Raw genomic sequence first — 19,422 nt, 5'->3', positions numbered from 1 at the left:
TTTCCCCGCCGCCGGTGCTGTCCTCGGGCGTGCGACTCGGGGCAGACGTCGGGGCGCTGGGGATCGGCTGATCCCCAGCGCCCCGGGAACTGGGACGGCTACTCGCAGCCCAGGGCGGATTCGTAGCCGGTAGGAGGCTTACCGGCGGCCACCTTGTCGGCGGTTTCCCAGAACACCTCGGGCCAGTCACCCTCGTCGTTCATCTGGTGCAGCACCTTCCACCTGTGGCTGCCACGCAACGCGTCCGCGGCTCGCTGGAGGGCAGCGTCGTCGCCGGCCTTCTTCGCGCGTAGCCACTCGGCGATCCATCCGCAGCCGACCCGGCTGGTCACCCTGGCACCGAACTGGTAGGCGTCGTTGGTGCCGAGGTCGTTGAGCGTGGCGGTGTCGAAGCCGGGAGGCAGCGGCACGTCGGCGAGTACCTTGGCGGCCTGCTCCACGACCCGCTCCGGTGTGACGATCTCCGCGGGCAGCGCGGCCAGCCACGTACGGGCGTCCACGCGTACGACGTCGGCCAGAACTCGATCGAACTCGCTGCGGGTCCACGCGCCCCCGGTACGCAGTTCGACGAAGGACCCGTCGCGGGGCTGGAGCATGACCGCGAAATCGCTGGTGCTGTAGCGGAACAGGTCGGCCGGCCAGCCGTCGACCTTCACCGGCTCCGGGCTGCTGACGTGGAGCCGGTCCTCGTGGTAGCCGTCGTACTGGCCCGCCGGATACCAGTTCATCGCCAGTTGCCGTGCGCCGTTGCTGAACTCGATGGTGCCTTCCTTCTCGGCGAAGCCGTAGACGGTGGTCGCCTTCCAACCGGGCTGGTCGATCAGCAACCGCGGATTCTCCTCGGCTGCCTTGAGCACCATCGCCATGTACGCGGCCGGGTCCACCACCTCGGAGGTGGTCGTCGGGTCCGCCGGACCCCCTTCCGGCGGGTCAGTTCGCATGATGATCGAAACGGTCAGGACACCGGCGAGAACGGTGGCAGCGACGCTTGCGCCGGCCAGGCCGCTCAGCAGCCCGCGCCGTGGCCGGCGGCGGTCACCCGGCGGCTCGGCGACACGTTCGAGGGTCGGCACGGACATGATCTCCTCCAGGAGGTCTTGCGCGGTCCCGTCGAGGTGTCTGACGACATCGGGTCGGTACGGATCTGCGTCTCGGACCATCCGGTCGAGCTCCTCGTCGGTCATCTGCCCTCCTCGGGGATGCGTGCGGCCATGACGTCGAGTACATGTCCGGACGGGCGGAAGTCGTCACCGACGAGGTCTCGTAACCGGGCCCGAGCGCGCGAGAGCCGGGTACGGACCGCAGCCGGTGTCACGTGCAAGACCGCGGCGGCCTCGCGTGGCTCCAGGCCCTCCCAGAAGGTCAACATCAACACCTCCCGGTCCAACTCACCCAACCGGGCCAGCGCGGACTGAACGGTGAGCCGTTCGGGTACCTCGTTGCCCGGATCGGCGCCGACAGCGGCCTTGAGTCGTTGCCGCAACCGGTCGCCCAGCCGTTCGCGGCGTGCCCTGCCGCGATGATGGTTCGCCAGCACCCGCCGGGCGACGCCGTACAGCCACAACCGGGCCTCGGCCTCCGACGGCATGTCACGGCTGCGCCGCCAGGCGACGAGGAAGGTCTCGGCGACCACGTCGGCGGCGTCCTCGGGCTGCTCGACGCGCCGCATCGCGTACGCCAGCAGCGGCTCGAAATTGACCGCATAGACGCGTCGGAAGCGATCCTCGTGCTCATGTCCGGAAGCCACGTCTACTCCATGTCCGGTACGACGCCCATCGTGACAGCCCTGATCAGGATCGCAACGCTGCGAGCGCTTCTCGTCCAGGCCCGCGACGGGCACGGGAAAGGGGCACTGTGCCCGCCTTCCGGGTCACCATCCACGCAACGTCGACGAGTCCCCTCGTGTGATGGCCGCCAGCGCCTCCCGCACGTAGTCGACGACGTCGCCCGGCAGGGCCGAAGCCTCCGACCAGCGGAGTTCGTCGCACTTGCCCGGCTCGGACGGCGGCAGAGGTACGCAGTCGACGGCCAACAGACCCGTCGTCGAACGCGTTCTCAGACCGCCCGAACCTCGGCGAGCCGCTTGACCGCGTAGTCGTCGTCCCAGCAGACGGCAGCCTCCCATGCGGCCGACGCCTGAGCGGCGATGTCGTACGCGCCGTCGTCGAGGCCGGCCGCGTTCTCGGGCAGCACAAGGTCGAGGTCGGGGACGTCGACGTGCGACTCGTCCCAGTCGATCAGCGCGACCTCATTCGCGGTCATGCGGACGTTGCCCGGATTGAGGTCGCCGTGCACCACGCATGTCTGACGTCCGGACAGTCGGGCCCACGCCGCCCGGCATCTGGCAACGCCATCCGGGGGCATCGCGCCCAGGTCGATCCTCGTCCCGGTCTCGGCGTGCAGGAGGTCGGTCGACGACCGCCAACCGGGGCGCTGCGGCCAGCCCTGTGTCAACCGATGCAGCTCACGAAGCGTACCGGCCACGCGACGCCAGTCGGCCTGCGTCTCGGGTGGCCCGCCGGCCAGGTAGGTCATCACCACCAGACCGTCCGCGAACAACCGGCCGTCCACGGTCGGGATCGGCACCGGAACGGTCAGACCTGCGCCGTCGAGATAGACGAGGAGTTCGGTCTCCCACGCGAGATCGGCGTCGCTCCTGGTGCCGAGACGAGCGACCGCGAGACGCCCGTCGAGGCGCACACTCCACACATCGTTGGCGACTCCTCCGGAGAGCCGTTCGACGCGGGCGACGTCCGAACCCCACTGCCGAAGTGTCGCCCACCCCACTGGCCAGACCCTACGGCGTAATTCGGTCGCGTGCGGATCCGTCCGCGACGACGATACGGCGATGCCCGGTGCACCTGAAGGATTCACCTATCGCCTCCGCAAGAACGGTGACGTGGAACTGCTCCATCATGGCCGCCCTGCGACCGTGCTCCGGGGTGCCGCCGCGGCCCGGTTCCTGATCGACGTGGACAGCGAGGATCCTCAGGAGTTGATGGCGCGCATCACCGGCAACTACAAACACGGCAACGAGCGGACCGCCAGGAAGCATCCCCGCAACCGGCACCGGTAGCGCGCGTCTCTCGGACATCCGTGCATTGGTACGTCTTCAACGACGCCAGAACTTGCGGGGTGCGAACCCCTCGCGGCGCAGCCAGTGCTCCGTGTAGACGATCCGCTCCGCCTCAATGACCACCAGAGTGTCCTCGGGCGGCTCGTTCAGTGTCGGCCCCGCTCCGCATGTTCGTTCTCCCAGCGGAACGCCTCCCAGTATCGTGCCCGGTCCGGATGCCCCGGTCCAAGCACGTTCGGACCCGTGGTCGCGAGCACGCACATGTTCTGCGACGACAGCAGGTTGAGAATGCGCTCCTCAAGCCGTTCACGATCGAGCCGTTGAGCTGGCGTGGGCCCCGCCAGCCATGGATTCGTCAACGGCATACCCAGTCCCCGATCATGACCAGCACCGTACCGCAACCCTGGCGTGCCCACAGGTCATGATCGACAGCATGGCCCGTGGCGGTTAGGGCACCGCCACCGCCGGGTCGTTGCCCGGCATACGGATCACGCTGGGCAGTTGCGGCACCGCCTGCGCCGAGCGGCCACCCACCTCGCTGGTCGGGCACATCGCGGTGAGCAGGAAGGTGTGCCAGGCGAGGTCGATCGGGTGCGGATCGGGCAGGCCGACCTGGTAGTGACTGATGTTGATTCCCGACGACACCTGGCGAGCACCGTCCCGGCTGTGCATCGAGAACATCAGGTGACCGATGACCGCGCCGTCGTGGCCCCAGAACTCGCCGCACGGCGTGGGCAGCGAGTAGATGCCCAGGCCGTAGCTGCCGGCCTCGGGCAGTTCCGGCAGCACCGGTACGCCCTTGAGCATCTCGTCGAGGGTGGCGGGACTGAGCAACTCGCCGCCGAGCAGCGCCCGGAAGAAGGTGTTGAGGTCCGCCGTGGTGGCGATCATCTCGCCCGCCGTCCACGCCCAGCTCATGTTGAACTCGCTGAGGTCGCGCACTCCGAACGGGGCGAAGTAGGCGCCACTGTGCGGGCCCCGGATCCTCGGGTCGGTGCCGGGGAACGACGTTCCGGTGAGCCTCAGTGGTCGGAGGACGCGTCGCTGCACCTCAATCGTCGCGTCGTTGCCGGTGACCGCTTCGATCAGCAGTCCGGCCAGGAGATAGTTGGTGTTCGAGTAGCTGAACCGGGCACCGGGAGCGTTGGTCGGTGGCATCGCCAGGCCCGTGGCGACCAGGTCCGCCGGAGCGTACGTGGTGACCTGCATCTGGTTGATCGCCGCGTACGAGTTGATCATCGCGTTGGTGTAGTTGCCGATGCCGCTGGTGTGGTTCAGCAGCATCCGGACGGTGACCTGGGCGCCGAGCTCGCCCGGCACGATGTCGGGCAGCCACTGCCCGATCGGGTCGTCGAGGCCCAGCCGGCCCTCGTCGACGAGCTGAAGCACGGTGGTGGCGACGAACGTCTTGGTGATGCTGCCGATGCGGTGCCGCAGCTGCGGCTGCATCGGACGCGGCCTGGTCAGAAACGCCTGGCCGGCGGCGTCGCGCCAGTCATGCCGGCCGTCGCGCACGGCGGCCAGCACGCCTGGGGCGCCGGCTTCGGGCACCGCGGCGAGGGCGGCGCGCAGCTCGGCACGGTCCAGTCCGCCGGCCGCTGGCCGGGCCGACAGACCCGGCTGCGCCGCGGCGGACGCGGGTACGACAGCGATCGCGGCCACCAGTGCGACGCCAGCGGCCACGATCCTATGCATCCGAAGATTGTTAGACATATTTGAATGCTGTCGGTACCTCTGGTTGCACGCATCCTGCCCAGGCGGGAGATTCGACTCCGGCTGCGGTACGAGCGAGGGCCAACCGTAGACGGACGCTGCCATGATCCGGTACCTCGGGGACGTGACCTCACCGACGTCCAACCGATCCGCGCCGATGATCACAAACGCTCATCGAGGGCTGGCGGTCAATGCCGTCGGTTCGAGGAGGAGGCGAGCGATCTCGTCGATGGACGCCCCGGGTAGGTGCCAGGTCGGCGTGAATCCGTCGGGCAGCGCTGTGCCGACGTAGATCGAGATGCGGGCTGCCCGGAGCATCGGCACGTCGTTCGGGGTGTCGCCCACGGCCGCGATCTGTTCGGGGGCGACGTTGAGCGTCTTGGCGTACTCGGTGAGCAGGGTGGGTTTGGTTGCCGGGAAGACGTGACGGAATCCGTCGCTGCCATCGAGTTCGGTGCCGAAGTGTGCGTCGACGCCGAGGCGGCCGGCGAAGTAGGCGACGTTCGGAGCGTGGGCGAGGGACACGATGAGCGTGCCGATGCCCGCCGCGCGCAGCGCGGCGATACCCTCGATCGCGCCGGGCGCCAGCGGGATGCCGGCGAGCACCGGGTCCATGTCGTGGGTACTGAGGTGCTGGAGGTACTCCCACATCTCGAGGCGCGCCGCCGTGATCTCCCGTTCGGTACGCGCCTGTTCCCAGACCGACGTCTCAGCGGCGAATCCGAACGCATCGGCAATGGCCTCCAGACACGTCTGCCCACGGGTGAGGGTGCCATCAAGGTCGAAGGCGACCAGCCGAATTCCGGCCGACGGGCCGACGAGAGTCCGTTGATCAGGGTCCGTGCGCTGGTCTGGCATCGCTACTCCGCATCGGGTGCAGCCCCGGCGGCTACCGGTCACACGATTGGGTTTCGCCTGGAGTGTAGGGCAGGCCCACCGCTTGCGTGACCGTCAGGCGGTGCCCGTGCGTCGTGCTCCGCCACTGGATCAGCCTGGCCCACCGACTGCGGTGATGAGTTGTCGGGCCCGCACCAGTCACACCTACGACGGACAACGACGAGACGTGAGGATGACGTGATGAAGGCGGACACTCGGCTGAAGGAGCTGGACGTGGACGGTCTGGGTGAGGTCGACGAGCTGGCGTTCTCAGGGCTGGCGCAGCGGCACCGGCGTGAGTTGCACGTGCACTGCTACCGGATGCTCGGGTCGTTCGAGGATGCCGAGGACACCGTGCAGGAGACGTTCCTGCGAGCCTGGCGACGGCGGGAGACCTTCGAGGGGCGGTCGACGTTCCGGGCCTGGCTCTACCGGATCGCCACCAACGCGTGCCTGGACCTGCTCGCCAAGTGCCGTCCGGAGCCCGCGACCGGCGGCGAGGTGCGGTGGCTGCAGCCGTATCCGGACCGGCTGCTCGACGAGCTGCCGGCAGTCGACGCGGACGAGCCGGAAACCGTCGCCGTCGCCCGCGAGACGATCGAGCTGGCGTACCTGGTCGCGGTCCAGCACCTCGCGCCGCGCCCACGGGCCGTGCTGATCCTGCGGGACGTGCTCGGCTGGCCGGCCAAGGACGTCGCCGAGCTGCTCGGGGACTCCGTCAACTCCGTCAACAGCGCGTTGCAGCGGGCCCGCGCCGGCATGCGGGAGCACCTGCCCGCCGAGCGGCAGGACTGGACCGGCGGCGAGGAGGACGCCGCGACGCGCGAGCTGGTGCGCCGCTTCACCGAGGCCAGCGTGGCCACGGACGTCGATCGGCTCGCCGCGATGTTGCGCGCGGACGTCCGGTGCTCGATGCCGCCCACCCCGGGCCTGCAGGTCGGCCGCGACGCGGTGGTGAACGACTGGATCGAGGACGGCTTCGTGGACATGACGGGTCTGCGCGGCATCCCGACCGCCGTGAACCGGCAGCCCGCTGTCGCCTTCTACCACTGGCGGCAGCGGGAGGGCGTGTACCTGCCGCTGACGCTCGATGTCCTGCGCATCACCGGCGGGGAGATCACCGAGATCGTCACCTTCCACGACGACCAGTTCGCGCGGCTCGGGCTGCCGGAGCGCCTGCTGGCTGACGGCACCGAGTAGTCCCCGGTGTGGTCGGACGCGACGCCGGGTTCTGGATCCGCGGCACCGGCGTCCGCGCCCTGCGCAACCCTGGCCGTCGCACGGCGCGGATCCGCATCTTCACGCCCAGGGCCAGAACCGTCACCAGCCGGTCGGCCCACCCCGTACGCCCGTCACCGGGTGATGGAGGAGAGCCATGAACAGCATGAAGGACCCCCGACCCATCGCAGCCCCGGCCACCGGCCGGATCAGCCACACGCACCGACTCCGCCGGCTCGCCGTCACCGGCTTCCTGGCCACGCTCGCCGCGATGGCGGCCACCACTCTCGCCGCTGCGCTTGCCCGGGCCGTTGGCGTCGACTTCAAGCTCAGCGATGCCGGCGACTCGATTCCGTTGCCCGGGTTCGCGGTGGTGACCGGCTTCTTCTCGGTCGTGGGCATCGTGATCGCCGCGACCCTTCTTCGCTGGAGCACTCGCCCCGCCGAGCGATTCGTGCCGACGGCATTGACGCTGACCGCGATCTCGATGATCCCGCCCCTCCTCGCCGGGGCGAACGCCGCCACCACCGCCGCCCTGATCGGGTTGCACCTCGTCCCCGCGGCGGTGATGATCCCTGCCCTGGCGCGCAGCCTCCGCCGCCGAGCCGATTGACGATTCGGCATCCGAGCGAGACGGGCTCTGCGGTCTGCCCGCGCGAACGACGAGGCGGGCGACGGTTGCGAGGGCGCGCGTACCCATGCGGCCAGGACGGTCACCGCGCGGTGACCGTCCTGGCCCGAGTCCCGTCGTGGTCAGCTCAAGGTGAAGGTCACGTTGTCGACGTCGAAGGCGGTGACGCCGTTGCCGGCCGTCTCGCTGGCGAGGAAGGTGGCGGTCGCGGTGCGTTCGGTGGTCGCCGTCCCGGTCGACATGGTGTACTGCCGCCACTGTGATCCACCGTCGAAGGCCAGGGAGAATCTGGTCTTCGGGGGTACCCCGGTGACTGCCAGCCCGACGTTGAGGTAATCGCCGCGGACGGTCTCCGTGGTGGTGGTCCGGACCCAGAAGCGGACCGTCAGGTCGCAGTCGGCCGGCACCGTGACGGTGGTGCGCAGCAGGTCGGTACGGGTGACGTCGAGCCCGGCGAAGGTGGCGTACGCGCGGCCGGTGTGTGCGGGCCGGGTCGCGTCGCCGATCACGACGATGCGGGGGCCGGCCTCCCAACCGGTGGTGCCGCGCTCGAACCCCGGGTTCGCATGGATCTGCCCGGTGCAGGGCGCATCGGTCGCCGGCCGGCCGGCGGGCGCGCTACCCGTCGCCGTGAGCAGCAGCGCAGCGGCCGAGACGATGGTGACGAAGGCCTTCATCGGTCCTCCCCATGGCCGGGATATTCGAGGTTGTCGATGCGAATCGACCATGCACGATGGGCGTCGAGGCGTCAAGCCCTGGATCAGCCGCAATCCCTGCCGTCCGCTGCCGACCTGCCGGCTCGGCCACACATCAGATGCCGGGCGAAGAACCGGTTCGCGTCGTCGCCCTCAAACTGCGGGATACCGGTGTGCCCGCCCATGTTGGCGTGCAGCGTCTTCTCCCTGGAGCCGAAGGCGTCGAACAGGTCCAGGGCGAGCTGCCGGTCGTTTCCTTCGTCGTCCCACTGCAACAGGACCTGTAGCGGAATGGCGACCCGCCGGGCCTCCTCGAACATGCTGCGCGGCACGTAACTGCCGGCGAAGAGAAGGGCGGCCGCGATTCGCGGCTCGACCACCGCCAGCCGTACGCCGATGGCGATCACCCCTCCCGCGTACCCCACCGGGCCACCGACCTCGGGCATCGAGAGCAGGGCGTCCAGGGCGGCCCGCCACTCCGGGACCGCCTTGTCGACAAGTGGGAGAACCAGCCGGTCGACGATCTCGCCGTCGACCGGCCCGCCGGCCGCCAGCGCCCGGTTCAGGTCGGCGCGGGCCTCTTCGGCGGTGGCGAGACGGGGCCGGTCACCGGCTCCGGGCAGCTCGATGGTGGCCGAGGCGAAGCCCTCCGTCGCGCAATGCCGGGCCCGGGCCGCCAGTCGGGGGCACATCCTGCTCAGCCCGCCCGGATGGCCGGCCAGGATCAGCGGCGCCGGAGCGTGTGCGGACGCGGATGCCGGCGTCCACAGGATTCCGGGAATGTCACCGAGAGTGAAGTGACGTTCGAGGACATCCTCGTCCAGGCGAGTTTCGGAGGTGAAGCGCATGGTCGTGCCTTTCGGGAGTGCTCCTGAACGGCGCTCCCGGGCGACCTACCGCCCGACCGTGACCCCTGAGGGGAGCACCCATGTCGATACGCTCACGGGTACCACCTCCTCGGTCTTTCGCACGGCCACCGGGAAAGTAGCAGTGGTCGCCGTGGTCCGCCAACGAGTATGACGGCCGGCCGTCATACCGACGCTATGCCGCACACGTGCTCTGGTAGCTCACAGACGGTCACCGGAGCCTGCTCGCCGTCGGACGTGTCGCGGGGCGGACGGGCGGATCCGCGCCGTGCCGCCTCGGCGAGCAGTGTCCGCAGTCCTTCGGCGAGTCCACCGCCGGTGGCGCGACGGGCGAACGGCAGCCGGACGTCGGTGTGCCGGTGCGGTGTCTCGGCGCGGAGCACGATGCCGCCGGCATCGATGGCGACCGGTACGACCCGCGTAGCCGCTTCGGTCAACGCCGGGTCGAGCAGCGTGGCGAGATGGTCGACGACATCGCGGTGATGCTGGGTGAGGTGGCTCAGGTGTGCGGCTTCGGCGGCGGCGAGCGGGTCCGGCCGGGCGGTTCGATAGGCGCTGATGTTCACCGTGGTTGCGCAGATGTCGTCGGTGAGACCGACCTCGACCGGTTCGACCGCCCACAGAGCGACCGGAGGCAGGTCGAGCAACGACATGATCGTGTCGTCGTCGCACAGGTCGAGGCTGGCCGGGTCGAACCGACGGACGGTGCCCAGCACCCGCACTCTGGCGCGTACCCGCGATCGCACGGCGACCGGCACGAGTTGCGTCACGTCGAGCCGTACCGCGCCCGATCGACCGCGTGCGGCTACCAGCAGGCCGCCGGTTCGGCTCATCGCGTCGACCGCGAGGACCACCGTGCCGTCGGGGAGGACGGCGTGCGATCCGATGAGGTCGACGGCGGTGTCGCCAAGGCTGAGCCGCAGGGACGGGCTGGCGGACAGGGCGGATCGTGCCGCGACGGCGCCCGACGTCAGCACGCCGTGCGCGCTGGCCGCTGACGTCTCCGCTGTCGCGTCGACGTCAGCGGCCAGCGCGGCGTGCGTCAGCTCCGCCGGCCGCCCGGCTGGATGGAACGCCATGTCAGTCCCCTCGGCCACGAGTGAAGGTGAGCTCGGCCCGGGATCTGACTTTAGTAGGTTAGCCTTACCTTCGCCAAGGCGGCGTCGCGCCGTGCGGGCGGTGGCGCTCAGGCGGGCTGGTAGGTGAGGCAGTCGCTGGCGGTGGCCGCTGGCCCCACGGTGATGGACTCTGCCGTGCAGGCGAGGTTGGTGTTGTAGACGCATTCGGAACGTGCGCACGCCCCGACGGCGCCGGTCACCTCCGCGATCCCGCCCTGGACCGAGGACTCCACGAACGTCGCACAGGATGCGGCGTCGCCCGTCGACGCCACGGTGATCGCTGGCGCGTGGCAGCCGTTGTCGTTGAAACTGCACGCCGTGGCGGCGCACTCGCGTACCGGGGGAGTCTGCAGCAGCGTCTTCATGGTGTCCTCCGTACCGTTGGCCGGCGTACTCTCGTGTCGATCCATATTTGCCGTGGGGATGGCAGATAAACCCCACGGCCGTCGGTATCCTGCGTTTATCCGAATAACGCCACTCTAGCAGCGGAAAGTGCGCAACCGGGGAGCCTCGTCGTCATTATCGCCACCCATTTCGCAATGGAAGTGAGCCTTACCTAAATTAGGTGAGGCTTCCTTTGGCTAACCTGCAATCGACATAACGTCCGACCGTCCTGGTAGGGAGCAGGCGGGAGGGCGGCAGCCGACGGGTCCTTGCACCCTCATCGTCAAATGAGTGGCGTGGCTGATGACATCGAACGACGGCTGATCGCGGCAGCCGAAGCCCTCCGTGACCATGAGGTGACCACTCGGCGCTGTACGGATCTGCGCCGCCGGATGGACGAGACGAGCGAGCAACTCACCGCGCTGCGCGCCAGGCACGCGCGCGAGCAGGAGGACGTGCAGCGGCTGGAGAGCCTCTCCCTGACCCGGGTGCTGGCCTCGTTGCGCGGTGCCCGTGACGACGCGCTGGCGCGCGAACGCGCCGAGGCCGAGGCCGCGCGTTACCGATTGGCCGAGGCCGAGGACCGGCTTGAGGCGCTGCGGCGGGAGTACGGCCTGGCGCAGCTGCGGCTGGGCCAGCTCGCCGCAGCACCCAGCAATTACGCCGCTGTACTCGACGACAAGGAGCGGCACCTGCGAGATTCCGGTGACCCGCGTCGTGCGCGACTGCTGGAGTTGGCTGAGGAGCGGGGACGGCTCGCCGCTGAGGGCAATGAGGTGGCTGAAGCGGGGCAGGCCGCCCGCGCCGCGTCGCACGCCCTGTCCGAGGTGCGGAAGAAGCTCCGCAGTGCCTCCGGCTGGTCCACCTATGACACGTTCTTCGGCGGCGGAGCGGTCAGCAGCGCGATCAAACACTCCCGGCTGGACGAGGCGGCCCAGGCGGCGGCTCGCGCCGACCGTTGCCTCGCCGTGCTGCGAACCGAGCTCGCTGACGTCCCCGGGGTCACGTTCACGGCCCCGCAACTGGCGGTCGGCGGCCTGACGCGCTTCGCCGACGTCTGGTTCGACAACATCTTCACCGACCTCGCGGTGGGAGACCGGATCAAACGGGCCGAGCAGAACGTCGCCCGGTCCGTGCAACTGGTGCGCGACGTGTTGGTTCGGCTGGAGCAGCGGGCCGTCGAAGGGCGGTCGCGACTCGCCAGGATCGACGCCGAGCGCCGCGACCTGCTCACTCGACAGTCAGAGATTCCACGTTGACGGTACCGGCGCGGCCGGCGACCTCAGCCGAGGGATCAGGTGCCGGTTCCCGGCTCCGACCACGGCTGCCACTCCCGTCTGAGCAGCCCGTAGACCCACGAGTCAGAGACCAAGCCGTTGACGACGCAGTCCTCCCGCAAGGTGCCCTCACGCAGGAAGCCGAGCTTCTCCAGCACACGGGCGGATGCCACATTGCGGGTATCGGCCTCGGCCTGGACGCGGTTCAGGTCCAGCGTGTCGAACGCCCACCGCAGCAACGCGCGTGCGGTCTCCGTCGCGAAGCCGTGGCCCCACGCCGCCTCGTTGAAGCAGTAGCCCAGCGATGCACTGCGGTACTCCGGATTCCACCGGAGCAGACCGCACCAGCCGATGAAGGCCCCGTCGGAGACGCGATCCACCGCCACTCGCGCCCCGGTGCCCTCCTCTGCCATCTGTCGGGAAGCCGCGATGAACCGCGTGGAGCGTGCCCGTTCGGTCCACGGGGGCGCGTCCCAGTAGCGCAACACGTGGGCGTTGCTGTGCAGCGCGAAGAGGTCGTCGGCGTCAGCGTCGTCGAAGGGACGCAGTCGAAGCCGGGCGGTGTGCAACGTGGGGGTCGGCAGCGGCATGGACGTCATGTCCCTCGTGAGACGTAGCCCGTTCCGGTCCCGGCCTCAGAGATGGTCGCGAAGGATCCGGGTGGTGATGTCGTGCAGGTGATTCTGGGTGACCGGGTCGGTGGCCTGTGGGTTGGGGGGTGCGGGTTGGCGCTGATCGTAGTAGGTGCCGTTGTCGTCGCGGCGTGAGACGACGTAGCGGATGGTGGCTGCCGCCTGGTCAGGTCGGTCGCCGCCCACCGAGAACATGGCGTGCAGAAGCGGTGTGGAGATCACGCCGGGATGCAGGCTGACCACGGTCATCGAGCGACGCGGCCGGTGGCTGGCCAACCAGCAGGAGTAGGTGACCAGCGCGAGTTTGGAATGCGCGTACGCGGTCGACGGCGAGTACGGGTGACGGGCCAGGTCGAGGTCGTCCAGCAGCAGTCTCGCGGAGAGATGGGTGGCGGAGACGACGTTGACGATCCGGCCGGGTGAGCCGTCTCCGATCAGGTCGATGAGCCTGGTGCTCAGGAGGACGGGAGCGAGGTAGTTGGTCTGGATGGTGACCTCGTTGCCGGCGTCGGTGACCGTGCGGGTGGGCGCCCCGGGCCGCGCGGCGTTGTTGATGAGAACGTCGATCCGATCGGTGGCCCCACGGATCTGCTGGGCCAGGTGGACGACGTCGGCGAGGTCGCTGTAGTCGGCCGAGACGTAGGGCAGCTCGGCGTCCGGGCGGAGCCTGGCCCGCACCCTGCGCAACAGGTCGGTGACGTCGCGCGGTGGTTCCAGGCCGTGCAGGATCAGCCGGCTCGCGTGATCGGCCAGCGTCAGCGCCGTGGCGCGGCCGATCCCGGTCGTCGCGCCGGTCAGCACGACGGTCGCGTCCTGACTCGCGGTGACGGAGGCCTCGGTCGGCCCGGCGATCGGGGCCGTACCTGCGGTTCGTTCCATGATGCGCCCCTTGGTCCGTCGGAAGACCGCCGGTCCCGATGACCAGTGTGCCTTCGTGCTGCCGATCAGGTGGGGGATCGCGCGAGAGGTGCCGGCGCGGGTGTGGCGAGGGCGGTCACCACGGGCGGCGCACCGTCGTCCGGGAATTCTGCGGCACGGGAAAACGTTGCGACCCAAAAGATATGTAGGACATAACATCTTCTGAACAAATGACTATCGAGGATGGGTGAAATGCCTGACTACGGCCATGACCTCCTGTTCGGCACCTTCCTGACACCCAGTGCGCAGGATCCGGACCGGGTGGTGGCACTGGCTGAGTTGACCGAGGCGGCTGGACTGGACCTGGCCACGTTCCAGGACCATCCGTACAACGCCGAGTTCCTGGACACCTGGACCCTGCTGAGCTGGGTGGCGGCCCGTACGCGACGGCTGAGAGTCTCCGCTAACGTGCTGAACCTTCCGCTGCGCCCGCCGGCCGTGCTGGCTCGGGCCGCGGCGAGCCTGGACCGGCTGTCTCACGGCCGGTTCGAGCTGGGTCTCGGTGCCGGTGCGTTCTGGGACGGCATCGAGGGCATGGGTGGCCGTCGGCTGACCCCGGGGCAGGGCGTGGCGGCGCTGCGGGAAGCGATCGACGTCCTGCGTGGGGTCTGGGACGAGGACGCCACCGGTCCGCTGCACCGGGACGGTAGGTACTACCCGGTTCCCGGCATGCAGCGCGGGCCCGCGCCGGCACATGACATCGGCATCTGGCTCGGCTCCTACCAGCCGAAGATGCTCGCGCTGACCGGCCAGAAGGCAGACGGCTGGTTGCCGACGCTGGAGTACCTGCGTTCGCCGGACCGGGTGACCGCCAACCGGCTCATCGACGAGGCGGCCGTCGCGGCCGGACGTGATCCTCGGGAGGTGCGGCGGCTGCTCAACCTGTTCCAGATCGACATCTCCTCGCGCAGCCGCGGCTTCCTCCAGGGACCGCCCGAGCAGTGGGTCGAGCACCTGCTCCCGCTGGTCATCGAGGAGGGGTTCAGCGCCTTCCTGATCGGACGCGACGACCCACGGCTCATCCAGACGTTCGGGCAGGAGGTCGCGCCCGCGCTGCGGGAGGCCGTCGCCAAGGAACGTGCGGAGAGTCAGCGGTCGACCGGACCGGTCCGCTCCGCCATCGTCCTGGCCAAGCGTCAGCCCGGCATCGACTACGACGCGCTGCCCGCGTCACTGACCGGCAGATCCATCGAGCCTGGTGACCGGGAGTACGAGCGGGTGCGGCACAGCTACAGCTGGCACGGATCGCCCGCCCTGGTGAACCGTCCGGAGACCGCCGCCGAGGTGGTCGACGCCGTGAACTACGCCCGCACGCAGCAGGTGCCTCTCTCCGTACGCAGCGGCGGGCACGGCATCAGCGGCCGATCGACGAACGACGGCGGCATCGTCATCGACATGTCGAGGATGAACAAGGTCGAGGTGCTCGACCGGGCCACCCGCCGCGTCCGACTGGAGCCCGGGGCCCGCTGGGGACACGTGGCCCAGGCCCTCGCCCCGTACGGCCTGGCGATGAGTTCCGGGGACTACGGCGACGTCGGCGTCGGCGGCCTCGCCACCACCGCCGGCATCGGATACCTGGTGCGCAAGCACGGCCTGACCATCGACCACGTCGTCGCCGCCGAGATCGTCACGGCGGACGGCCGCCTGCTCCGCGTCGACGAGCAGCACCACCCCGACCTGTTCTGGGCGATCCGTGGCGCCGGTGGCAACTTCGGCGTCGTCACCGCCCTCGAACTGGAGGCATACGAGGTCGACAACGTCGTCTACGCACAGCTGCTGGCCGATGCGACCGACACGGCCCACCTGCTGCACCGCTGGGGACAACTCGTCGAAGCGGCGCCACGCGAGCTGACCAGCTTCCTCGCCCTCTTCCCCGGCCGCCGCGGCAACCCGCCGATGGCACAGGTCACCCTCGTCTACGCCGGAAACGACGTGGAGGCAGCACAGTCCGCCCTGAACCCGTTCGCGGAGATCGGACCGATCCTCGACCAACAGGCGCAACTCGCGCCGTATCCGGCGATCGTCGCGCCCCCCGGCAACCGGCACCGGGGCCAGGGTCTGCACGACGCCCGAAGCGGCCTGCTGCACCACATCACACCGCAGGCGGCGGACGTCATGGCACACATGATCCGTTCCGGCGACGTGAGCATCATGCAGTTCCGGTCCGTCGGCGCGGCGGTGAACGACGTCGCCCGCGACGCCACCGCCTACCCGCACCGGCGGCAGAACTTCTCGGTGCTCGCCGCCACGGTCCCGGACCGCCGGCCCCAACTCGACAAGCTCTGGGCCGAGTTGTACGCGCACCTGGACGGCATGTACCTCAGCTTCGAGTCCGACACCGACCCGAGGCGACTGCTGGACGCCTGGCCTGAGCCCACCCTCAGCCGACTGCGCGCCGTCAAGGCCACGTACGACCCCGACAACGTGTTCAACCGCAACTTCCCCATCCCACCGGCACCCGCACCGCAGCCTGAAGAGGAGACCGGCAATGTCACTTGAGATCGGCCTGATCACGTTCGGCGAGCTCACCGCCGACCCAGCCACCGGCCGGCTGCCCAGACCGCGCCAGCACCTGCGTGGTCTCGTCGAACTCGCCGAGGTCGCCGACCAGGCGGGACTGGACGTCATCGGCGTCGGTGAGCACCACCGCTCCGACTTCGTCGCGACGGCGCCACCAATGGTTCTGGCGGCGATGGCCGAACACACCAACCGAATCCGCCTGACCACCGCCGTCACCGTGCTCAGCTCGGACGACCCGGTTCGCGTCTGGGAGCAGTTCGCCACCCTCGACCTGCTCTCCGGGGGCCGCGCCGAGATCATTGCCGGGCGCGGGTCGTACACCGAGTCCTTCCCGCTCTTCGGCTACGACCTCGCCGACTACGACGACCTGTTCCGGGAGAAGCTCGACCTGCTGTTGCGGATCCGGGTGACGAATCCGCTCACCTGGTCGGGCGGACGTTTCCGCCCACCGCTTCACCAGGCCGACATCGCACCGCGGGCCCTGCAGGAGACGCTGCCGATCTGGGTCGGCGTCGGCGGCAGCCCCACCTCGGCGATGGAGACCGGCGCGCGAGGGCTGCCCATGATGCTCGGCGTCCTGCTCGGCACCGTCGGCAGCCATTCGGGCAACGTCACCCTCTACCGACGGGCAGCCGAGCAGGCCGGACGCGACCCGGCGGCGCTGCGAGTCGGTGTGGCCGTGCAGGGCTACGTCGGTCGTACCAGTCAGGAAGCGCGACAGACGATGTATCCCTACTTCACCGCCGGATTCCGGGACAACAACCACCAGCGCGGCCGAGGATTCGTGCTCTCCCCGGAGCGGTTCGACGCCTTCACCGGCCCGCAGGGCGCCCTCGTCGTCGGCAGCGTCCAAGAGGTGATCGACAAGGTCGCCGCCTATCACGAGGCGTACGGCATCAGCCGGCTGCTCCTGCACGTCGGATTCGGCGGTATGCCCCAGGCGCAACTCCTCGCGTCCGTCGAACGCCTCGCCAGCGACGTGGCCCCGGTACTGCGCCGCGAACTCGCATCGTCGGCCGTGAGCCAGCCCGAACCAGCAGCGGCCGGGCCGGCACGAGAGGGAGACCGAGAATGACGCCCGACCGGCCGGGTCGACACCGGCCCTCCGGGAGCCACGAACGGGAGACCATCCACCTCGGGAACGACCGAAGGAAGGGCACGACCATGGCGCGGTCACCGCTGCGGCGGATCGCGGTGCTCGGCGCCGGCCGCACCGGCCCGGTGGTCGCGCGGCTCGCCGTCGAGACCGGTCATCCGGTGTCGATCGCGGCGTCGGGCGACCCGGAGGCCATCGACCTGATCACGACGGTCCTGGCACCGGGAGCACGGCCACGGTGGGCGGCCGACGCCACCAGAGACGCCGACCTCGTGGTCCTGGCGATCCCGCTGCACCGGTTCCCGGCATTCGACCCGTCCCTGGTGGCCGGCAGAATCGTCATCGACATGATGAACTACTGGCCGCCCGTCGACGGCATCCAGGAGATGTTCGAAGATCGCCGTTACGGCAGCAGTGAGGTCGTCCAGCGGCGACTCGACCGGTCGTCGGTCGTCAAGGCCCTCAACCACCTCGATTACCACGACCTTGCCGCCGACCGTAGACCAGCGGGCTCGCCGCAGCGCCGGGCACTTGGTGTCGCCGGCGACGACCCGGGCGCCGTCCAGGTCGTAGCCGACCTCGTCGACCGCATCGGCTACGACGCCGTCGCGCTACCCAGCCTGCGTGCTGGCCGCCTGCTCGAACCCGGTGGCCGGGTCTTCGGCGTACCGCTCAGCCGCAACGAGTTCCGGACCGCCCTGTCTGCCGACCCGGACAGTACCGCTCCTGATCGCGCAGGCGTCCCGAGCGAGTCTTCGTCCGGCTGACCCGTCTGAGTCAGCTGCCCGATTCCTCCGCCGGAGACAGGACGCTCGTCACCGCGGCGCACGGGTCGGTGCCGGGTGCGGCAGCGTGGATCGCCTCGGCCGCACGCGCGGCGGAATCCCGGAAGGCATCCCGCTGGCTCTCAGGCAGCCCGCCCAGCACGTGGTCCTCCGCGCGGGCGACGCGGCGCTCGGCCTCGGCGAGTGTCCGGCGCCCACGTTCGGTGGCCACGATCCGCCGGGCACGCCGGTCGCGCGGGTCCAACCGCCGCTCGATCAGACCGGCGTCCTCCAGATCGTCGATGACGTACGTCAGGACGCTGCGGTCGATCACCAGGCGGGCGGCCAGGGCCCCTTGCGTGGGCACCTCCTCGTGTACGACGACTGCCAGGATGTGATAGCCCCGGCTGCCGTGTGGCAGGTCCTTCAGCGCCTCTTCGACGTGCTCGTGCCAGCGGCGCAGCACCATGCCCAGGGACCAGCCGAAGTTCGAACCGCGCTTGCGGTCGGCCGGCAGTTCGCAGGGGTCGGCGGCGGACATCACCCGACGCTATCAAGCAGTTTGTTGATCAAAGCATATTTGCCCGTCGAGAGAGGTTGGTTGCCGGCGGGCGGCCGGACTAGCGTGACGGCGTGAGTACTCGCCATGTGCCCACACAGATCGGTGACCTGCCTCCGATCGGGCGACCCGCCAACAGCGCCCTACTCGCAGCCGGCGTCACGACGCTGGCGCAGGTGGCCACCTACCGCCGCCGTGACCTACTTGCCCTGCACGGGGTTGGGCCGAAGGCGGTCGACATCCTGGCGGCGGCACTGGCCGACCGTGACCTCAGCTTCGCCGACTGACGCAACGGCCAACCGCCGTGACCGCCGGCGTCGTCACTAACCGGTTGCCGGTCGGGACGGTACTGCCTAGCTTGCTCATCGTGCGGGTGGTCGATCGGTTCGACCACGTGGTGTTCGCCATCCGGGACGGCCTCCCGGGCACCCCCGTGCATCGCACGTTCTTGGAACGCTTTCCGGGCACGGCACTGGCAGATTGGTGAGGGGAGCGGCTATGCCTGAACTGACGCCGCCGGTCGTACGGGTGCATCGATCGTTCGTTGCCGCCATGACCGAGTTCCGCGCCGAGGGACGCGGCAGTTCCGAAGACGCCAGCATGATCGGTTTCGAACTGCGGGAGTTCGGGCGCCGTTGGCCGGTTCTCGAGGGCTTCGCGGCGTACGTCGACTGGTTGCGTTCGCAAGCGCTCGAGGAGTCACCCCGACCCGACGGCCACGTGCCGTCCACCACGCTGTGGTGGGTCCAGGACGACGACTACCTCGGCCGCCTCGCCATCAGGCATCGGCTGACCCCGTACCTGCGGGAGATCGGTGGGCACATCGGCTATGACGTGCGGCCGACGGCTCGGCGGCGCGGTCATGCCACCGCGATGCTGCGCGCCGCGTTGCCGGTGGCCTACGGTCTGGGCATCGAGTCCGCGCTGGTGACGTGCGACGTGGACAACGTCGCGTCGCGAAAGGCGATCGAGGCCAACGGCGGCATCCTGGAGGACCAACGCGGCGGGAAGCTGCGATTCTGGGTATCCACCGCGTGACCGGAGGCGGCGCCGTACCCCTCGATCCGCTGCCCACCGAG

General features: G+C 69.6%; 21 protein-coding genes and 1 pseudogene. 9 read left to right on the top strand and 13 right to left on the bottom strand.

The annotated features are described in order from the left end of the window. Positions 1-98 precede the first annotated feature (98 nt). The 3 genes from SM447_RS19970 to SM447_RS19960 form a co-directional block, all read right to left on the bottom strand. Positions 99-1,184 carry a hypothetical protein gene (locus tag SM447_RS19970; protein WP_474574349.1) on the bottom strand — a complete coding sequence of 362 codons (1,086 nt, stop codon included), beginning with the start codon at positions 1,182-1,184 and terminating at the stop codon, positions 99-101. Further along, on the bottom strand, positions 1,181-1,747 hold the full coding sequence (locus SM447_RS19965; protein ID WP_474574348.1) for an RNA polymerase sigma factor: 567 nt from the start codon (positions 1,745-1,747) through the stop codon (positions 1,181-1,183). The genes SM447_RS19970 and SM447_RS19965 overlap by 4 nt, the downstream gene beginning before the upstream one ends. 308 nt (positions 1,748-2,055) lie before the next feature. Further along, complete coding sequence (locus SM447_RS19960; protein ID WP_474574347.1) at positions 2,056-2,787, bottom strand: phosphotransferase; 732 nt, start codon at positions 2,785-2,787, stop codon at positions 2,056-2,058. Positions 2,788-2,848: 61 nt separating this feature from the next. Here SM447_RS19960 and SM447_RS19955 point away from each other — a divergent pair, with 61 nt between their 5' ends. Next, on the top strand, positions 2,849-3,076 hold the full coding sequence (locus SM447_RS19955) for a hypothetical protein (protein WP_474574346.1): 228 nt from the start codon (positions 2,849-2,851) through the stop codon (positions 3,074-3,076). Between the two features lie 36 nt (positions 3,077-3,112). Here SM447_RS19955 and SM447_RS19950 read toward each other — a convergent pair. The 3 genes and pseudogenes from SM447_RS19950 to SM447_RS19940 form a co-directional block, all read right to left on the bottom strand. Next, positions 3,113-3,441 (bottom strand): annotated as a pseudogene (locus SM447_RS19950) (hypothetical protein). Between the two features lie 82 nt (positions 3,442-3,523). Further along, on the bottom strand, positions 3,524-4,759 hold the full coding sequence (locus SM447_RS19945; protein ID WP_474574489.1) for a serine hydrolase domain-containing protein: 1,236 nt from the start codon (positions 4,757-4,759) through the stop codon (positions 3,524-3,526). 201 nt (positions 4,760-4,960) lie between these two features. Continuing rightward, positions 4,961-5,647, bottom strand: coding sequence for an HAD family hydrolase (locus SM447_RS19940; protein ID WP_474574345.1), 687 nt, complete (start codon positions 5,645-5,647; stop codon positions 4,961-4,963). Between the two features lie 219 nt (positions 5,648-5,866). Between SM447_RS19940 and SM447_RS19935 the strand changes: the two genes are divergently transcribed. Next, positions 5,867-6,865, top strand: coding sequence for an RNA polymerase subunit sigma-70 (locus SM447_RS19935; protein ID WP_474574344.1), 999 nt, complete (start codon positions 5,867-5,869; stop codon positions 6,863-6,865). Between the two features lie 175 nt (positions 6,866-7,040). Further along, a complete protein-coding gene (locus SM447_RS19930) occupies positions 7,041-7,496 on the top strand; it encodes a DUF6069 family protein (protein WP_474574343.1) in 456 nt (151 codons plus the stop codon). Between the two features lie 140 nt (positions 7,497-7,636). On the opposite strand, the gene SM447_RS19925 is transcribed toward SM447_RS19930, so the two are convergent. The 4 genes from SM447_RS19925 to SM447_RS19910 all read right to left on the bottom strand — a co-directional run bounded on the left by SM447_RS19925 (position 7,637) and on the right by SM447_RS19910 (position 10,558). Next, on the bottom strand, positions 7,637-8,191 hold the full coding sequence (locus SM447_RS19925; protein ID WP_474574342.1) for a hypothetical protein: 555 nt from the start codon (positions 8,189-8,191) through the stop codon (positions 7,637-7,639). An 83-nt stretch (positions 8,192-8,274) separates the two neighbouring features. After that, positions 8,275-9,057, bottom strand: coding sequence for a dienelactone hydrolase family protein (locus tag SM447_RS19920; protein ID WP_474574341.1), 783 nt, complete (start codon positions 9,055-9,057; stop codon positions 8,275-8,277). 182 nt (positions 9,058-9,239) lie between these two features. Then, positions 9,240-10,154 (bottom strand): DUF2470 domain-containing protein, encoded by a 915-nt coding sequence (locus SM447_RS19915; protein ID WP_474574340.1) that lies wholly within the window; start codon positions 10,152-10,154, stop codon positions 9,240-9,242. Positions 10,155-10,261: 107 nt separating this feature from the next. Next, positions 10,262-10,558, bottom strand: a complete 297-nt coding sequence (locus SM447_RS19910; protein WP_474574339.1) for a DUF1540 domain-containing protein — start codon at positions 10,556-10,558, stop codon at positions 10,262-10,264. A gap of 315 nt (positions 10,559-10,873) precedes the next feature. Here SM447_RS19910 and SM447_RS19905 point away from each other — a divergent pair, with 315 nt between their 5' ends. After that, the gene (locus SM447_RS19905) at positions 10,874-11,836 is read left to right on the top strand and encodes a hypothetical protein (RefSeq protein WP_474574338.1); all 963 of its coding nucleotides are present in this window, start codon (positions 10,874-10,876) and stop codon (positions 11,834-11,836) included. Between the two features lie 35 nt (positions 11,837-11,871). On the opposite strand, the gene SM447_RS19900 is transcribed toward SM447_RS19905, so the two are convergent. Continuing rightward, the gene (locus SM447_RS19900) at positions 11,872-12,453 is read right to left on the bottom strand and encodes a GNAT family N-acetyltransferase (RefSeq protein WP_474574337.1); all 582 of its coding nucleotides are present in this window, start codon (positions 12,451-12,453) and stop codon (positions 11,872-11,874) included. A 36-nt stretch (positions 12,454-12,489) separates the two neighbouring features. After that, positions 12,490-13,365 carry an SDR family NAD(P)-dependent oxidoreductase gene (locus SM447_RS19895; protein WP_474574336.1) on the bottom strand — a complete coding sequence of 292 codons (876 nt, stop codon included), beginning with the start codon at positions 13,363-13,365 and terminating at the stop codon, positions 12,490-12,492. 231 nt (positions 13,366-13,596) lie between these two features. Between SM447_RS19895 and SM447_RS19890 the strand changes: the two genes are divergently transcribed. The 3 genes from SM447_RS19890 (at position 13,597) to SM447_RS19880 (ending at position 17,787) form a co-directional block, all read left to right on the top strand. Continuing rightward, positions 13,597-15,903, top strand: coding sequence for an LLM class flavin-dependent oxidoreductase (locus SM447_RS19890; RefSeq protein ID WP_474574335.1), 2,307 nt, complete (start codon positions 13,597-13,599; stop codon positions 15,901-15,903). Next, a complete protein-coding gene (locus SM447_RS19885) occupies positions 15,893-16,999 on the top strand; it encodes an LLM class flavin-dependent oxidoreductase (protein ID WP_474574334.1) in 1,107 nt (368 codons plus the stop codon). The genes SM447_RS19890 and SM447_RS19885 overlap by 11 nt, the downstream gene beginning before the upstream one ends. A gap of 89 nt (positions 17,000-17,088) precedes the next feature. Then, positions 17,089-17,787, top strand: coding sequence for an NADPH-dependent F420 reductase (locus SM447_RS19880; RefSeq protein ID WP_474574333.1), 699 nt, complete (start codon positions 17,089-17,091; stop codon positions 17,785-17,787). Positions 17,788-17,797: 10 nt separating this feature from the next. On the opposite strand, the gene SM447_RS19875 is transcribed toward SM447_RS19880, so the two are convergent. Then, entirely contained in the window at positions 17,798-18,325 is a 528-nt protein-coding gene (locus SM447_RS19875; RefSeq protein WP_474574332.1) for a MarR family winged helix-turn-helix transcriptional regulator, read from the bottom strand. 92 nt (positions 18,326-18,417) lie between these two features. Between SM447_RS19875 and SM447_RS19870 the strand changes: the two genes are divergently transcribed. Further along, a complete protein-coding gene (locus tag SM447_RS19870) occupies positions 18,418-18,630 on the top strand; it encodes a helix-hairpin-helix domain-containing protein (RefSeq protein ID WP_474574331.1) in 213 nt (70 codons plus the stop codon). Between the two features lie 211 nt (positions 18,631-18,841). Further along, a complete protein-coding gene (locus tag SM447_RS19865) occupies positions 18,842-19,381 on the top strand; it encodes a GNAT family N-acetyltransferase (RefSeq protein WP_474574330.1) in 540 nt (179 codons plus the stop codon). Positions 19,382-19,422: the final 41 nt, after the last annotated feature.

It is taken from the genome of Micromonospora aridisoli, from assembly GCF_056150025.1.
This window is presented reverse-complemented; position numbering and strand designations above follow the sequence as displayed.

Excerpts from the sequence above, each read along its gene's own strand:
- SM447_RS19970 (WP_474574349.1), bottom strand. The coding sequence starts at position 1,184 with ATGACCGACGAGGAGCTCGACCGGATGGTCCGAGACGCAGATCCGTAC.
- SM447_RS19955 (WP_474574346.1), top strand. The coding sequence starts at position 2,849 with ATGCCCGGTGCACCTGAAGGATTCACCTATCGCCTCCGCAAGAACGGT.
- SM447_RS19940 (WP_474574345.1), bottom strand. The coding sequence starts at position 5,647 with ATGCCAGACCAGCGCACGGACCCTGATCAACGGACTCTCGTCGGCCCG.
- SM447_RS19935 (WP_474574344.1), top strand. The coding sequence starts at position 5,867 with ATGAAGGCGGACACTCGGCTGAAGGAGCTGGACGTGGACGGTCTGGGT.
- SM447_RS19930 (WP_474574343.1), top strand. The coding sequence starts at position 7,041 with ATGAACAGCATGAAGGACCCCCGACCCATCGCAGCCCCGGCCACCGGC.
- SM447_RS19925 (WP_474574342.1), bottom strand. The coding sequence starts at position 8,191 with ATGAAGGCCTTCGTCACCATCGTCTCGGCCGCTGCGCTGCTGCTCACG.
- SM447_RS19920 (WP_474574341.1), bottom strand. The coding sequence starts at position 9,057 with ATGCGCTTCACCTCCGAAACTCGCCTGGACGAGGATGTCCTCGAACGT.
- SM447_RS19915 (WP_474574340.1), bottom strand. The coding sequence starts at position 10,154 with ATGGCGTTCCATCCAGCCGGGCGGCCGGCGGAGCTGACGCACGCCGCG.
- SM447_RS19910 (WP_474574339.1), bottom strand. The coding sequence starts at position 10,558 with ATGAAGACGCTGCTGCAGACTCCCCCGGTACGCGAGTGCGCCGCCACG.
- SM447_RS19900 (WP_474574337.1), bottom strand. The coding sequence starts at position 12,453 with ATGACGTCCATGCCGCTGCCGACCCCCACGTTGCACACCGCCCGGCTT.
- SM447_RS19895 (WP_474574336.1), bottom strand. The coding sequence starts at position 13,365 with ATGGAACGAACCGCAGGTACGGCCCCGATCGCCGGGCCGACCGAGGCC.
- SM447_RS19890 (WP_474574335.1), top strand. The coding sequence starts at position 13,597 with ATGCCTGACTACGGCCATGACCTCCTGTTCGGCACCTTCCTGACACCC.
- SM447_RS19885 (WP_474574334.1), top strand. The coding sequence starts at position 15,893 with ATGTCACTTGAGATCGGCCTGATCACGTTCGGCGAGCTCACCGCCGAC.
- SM447_RS19880 (WP_474574333.1), top strand. The coding sequence starts at position 17,089 with ATGGCGCGGTCACCGCTGCGGCGGATCGCGGTGCTCGGCGCCGGCCGC.
- SM447_RS19875 (WP_474574332.1), bottom strand. The coding sequence starts at position 18,325 with ATGTCCGCCGCCGACCCCTGCGAACTGCCGGCCGACCGCAAGCGCGGT.
- SM447_RS19865 (WP_474574330.1), top strand. The coding sequence starts at position 18,842 with ATGCCTGAACTGACGCCGCCGGTCGTACGGGTGCATCGATCGTTCGTT.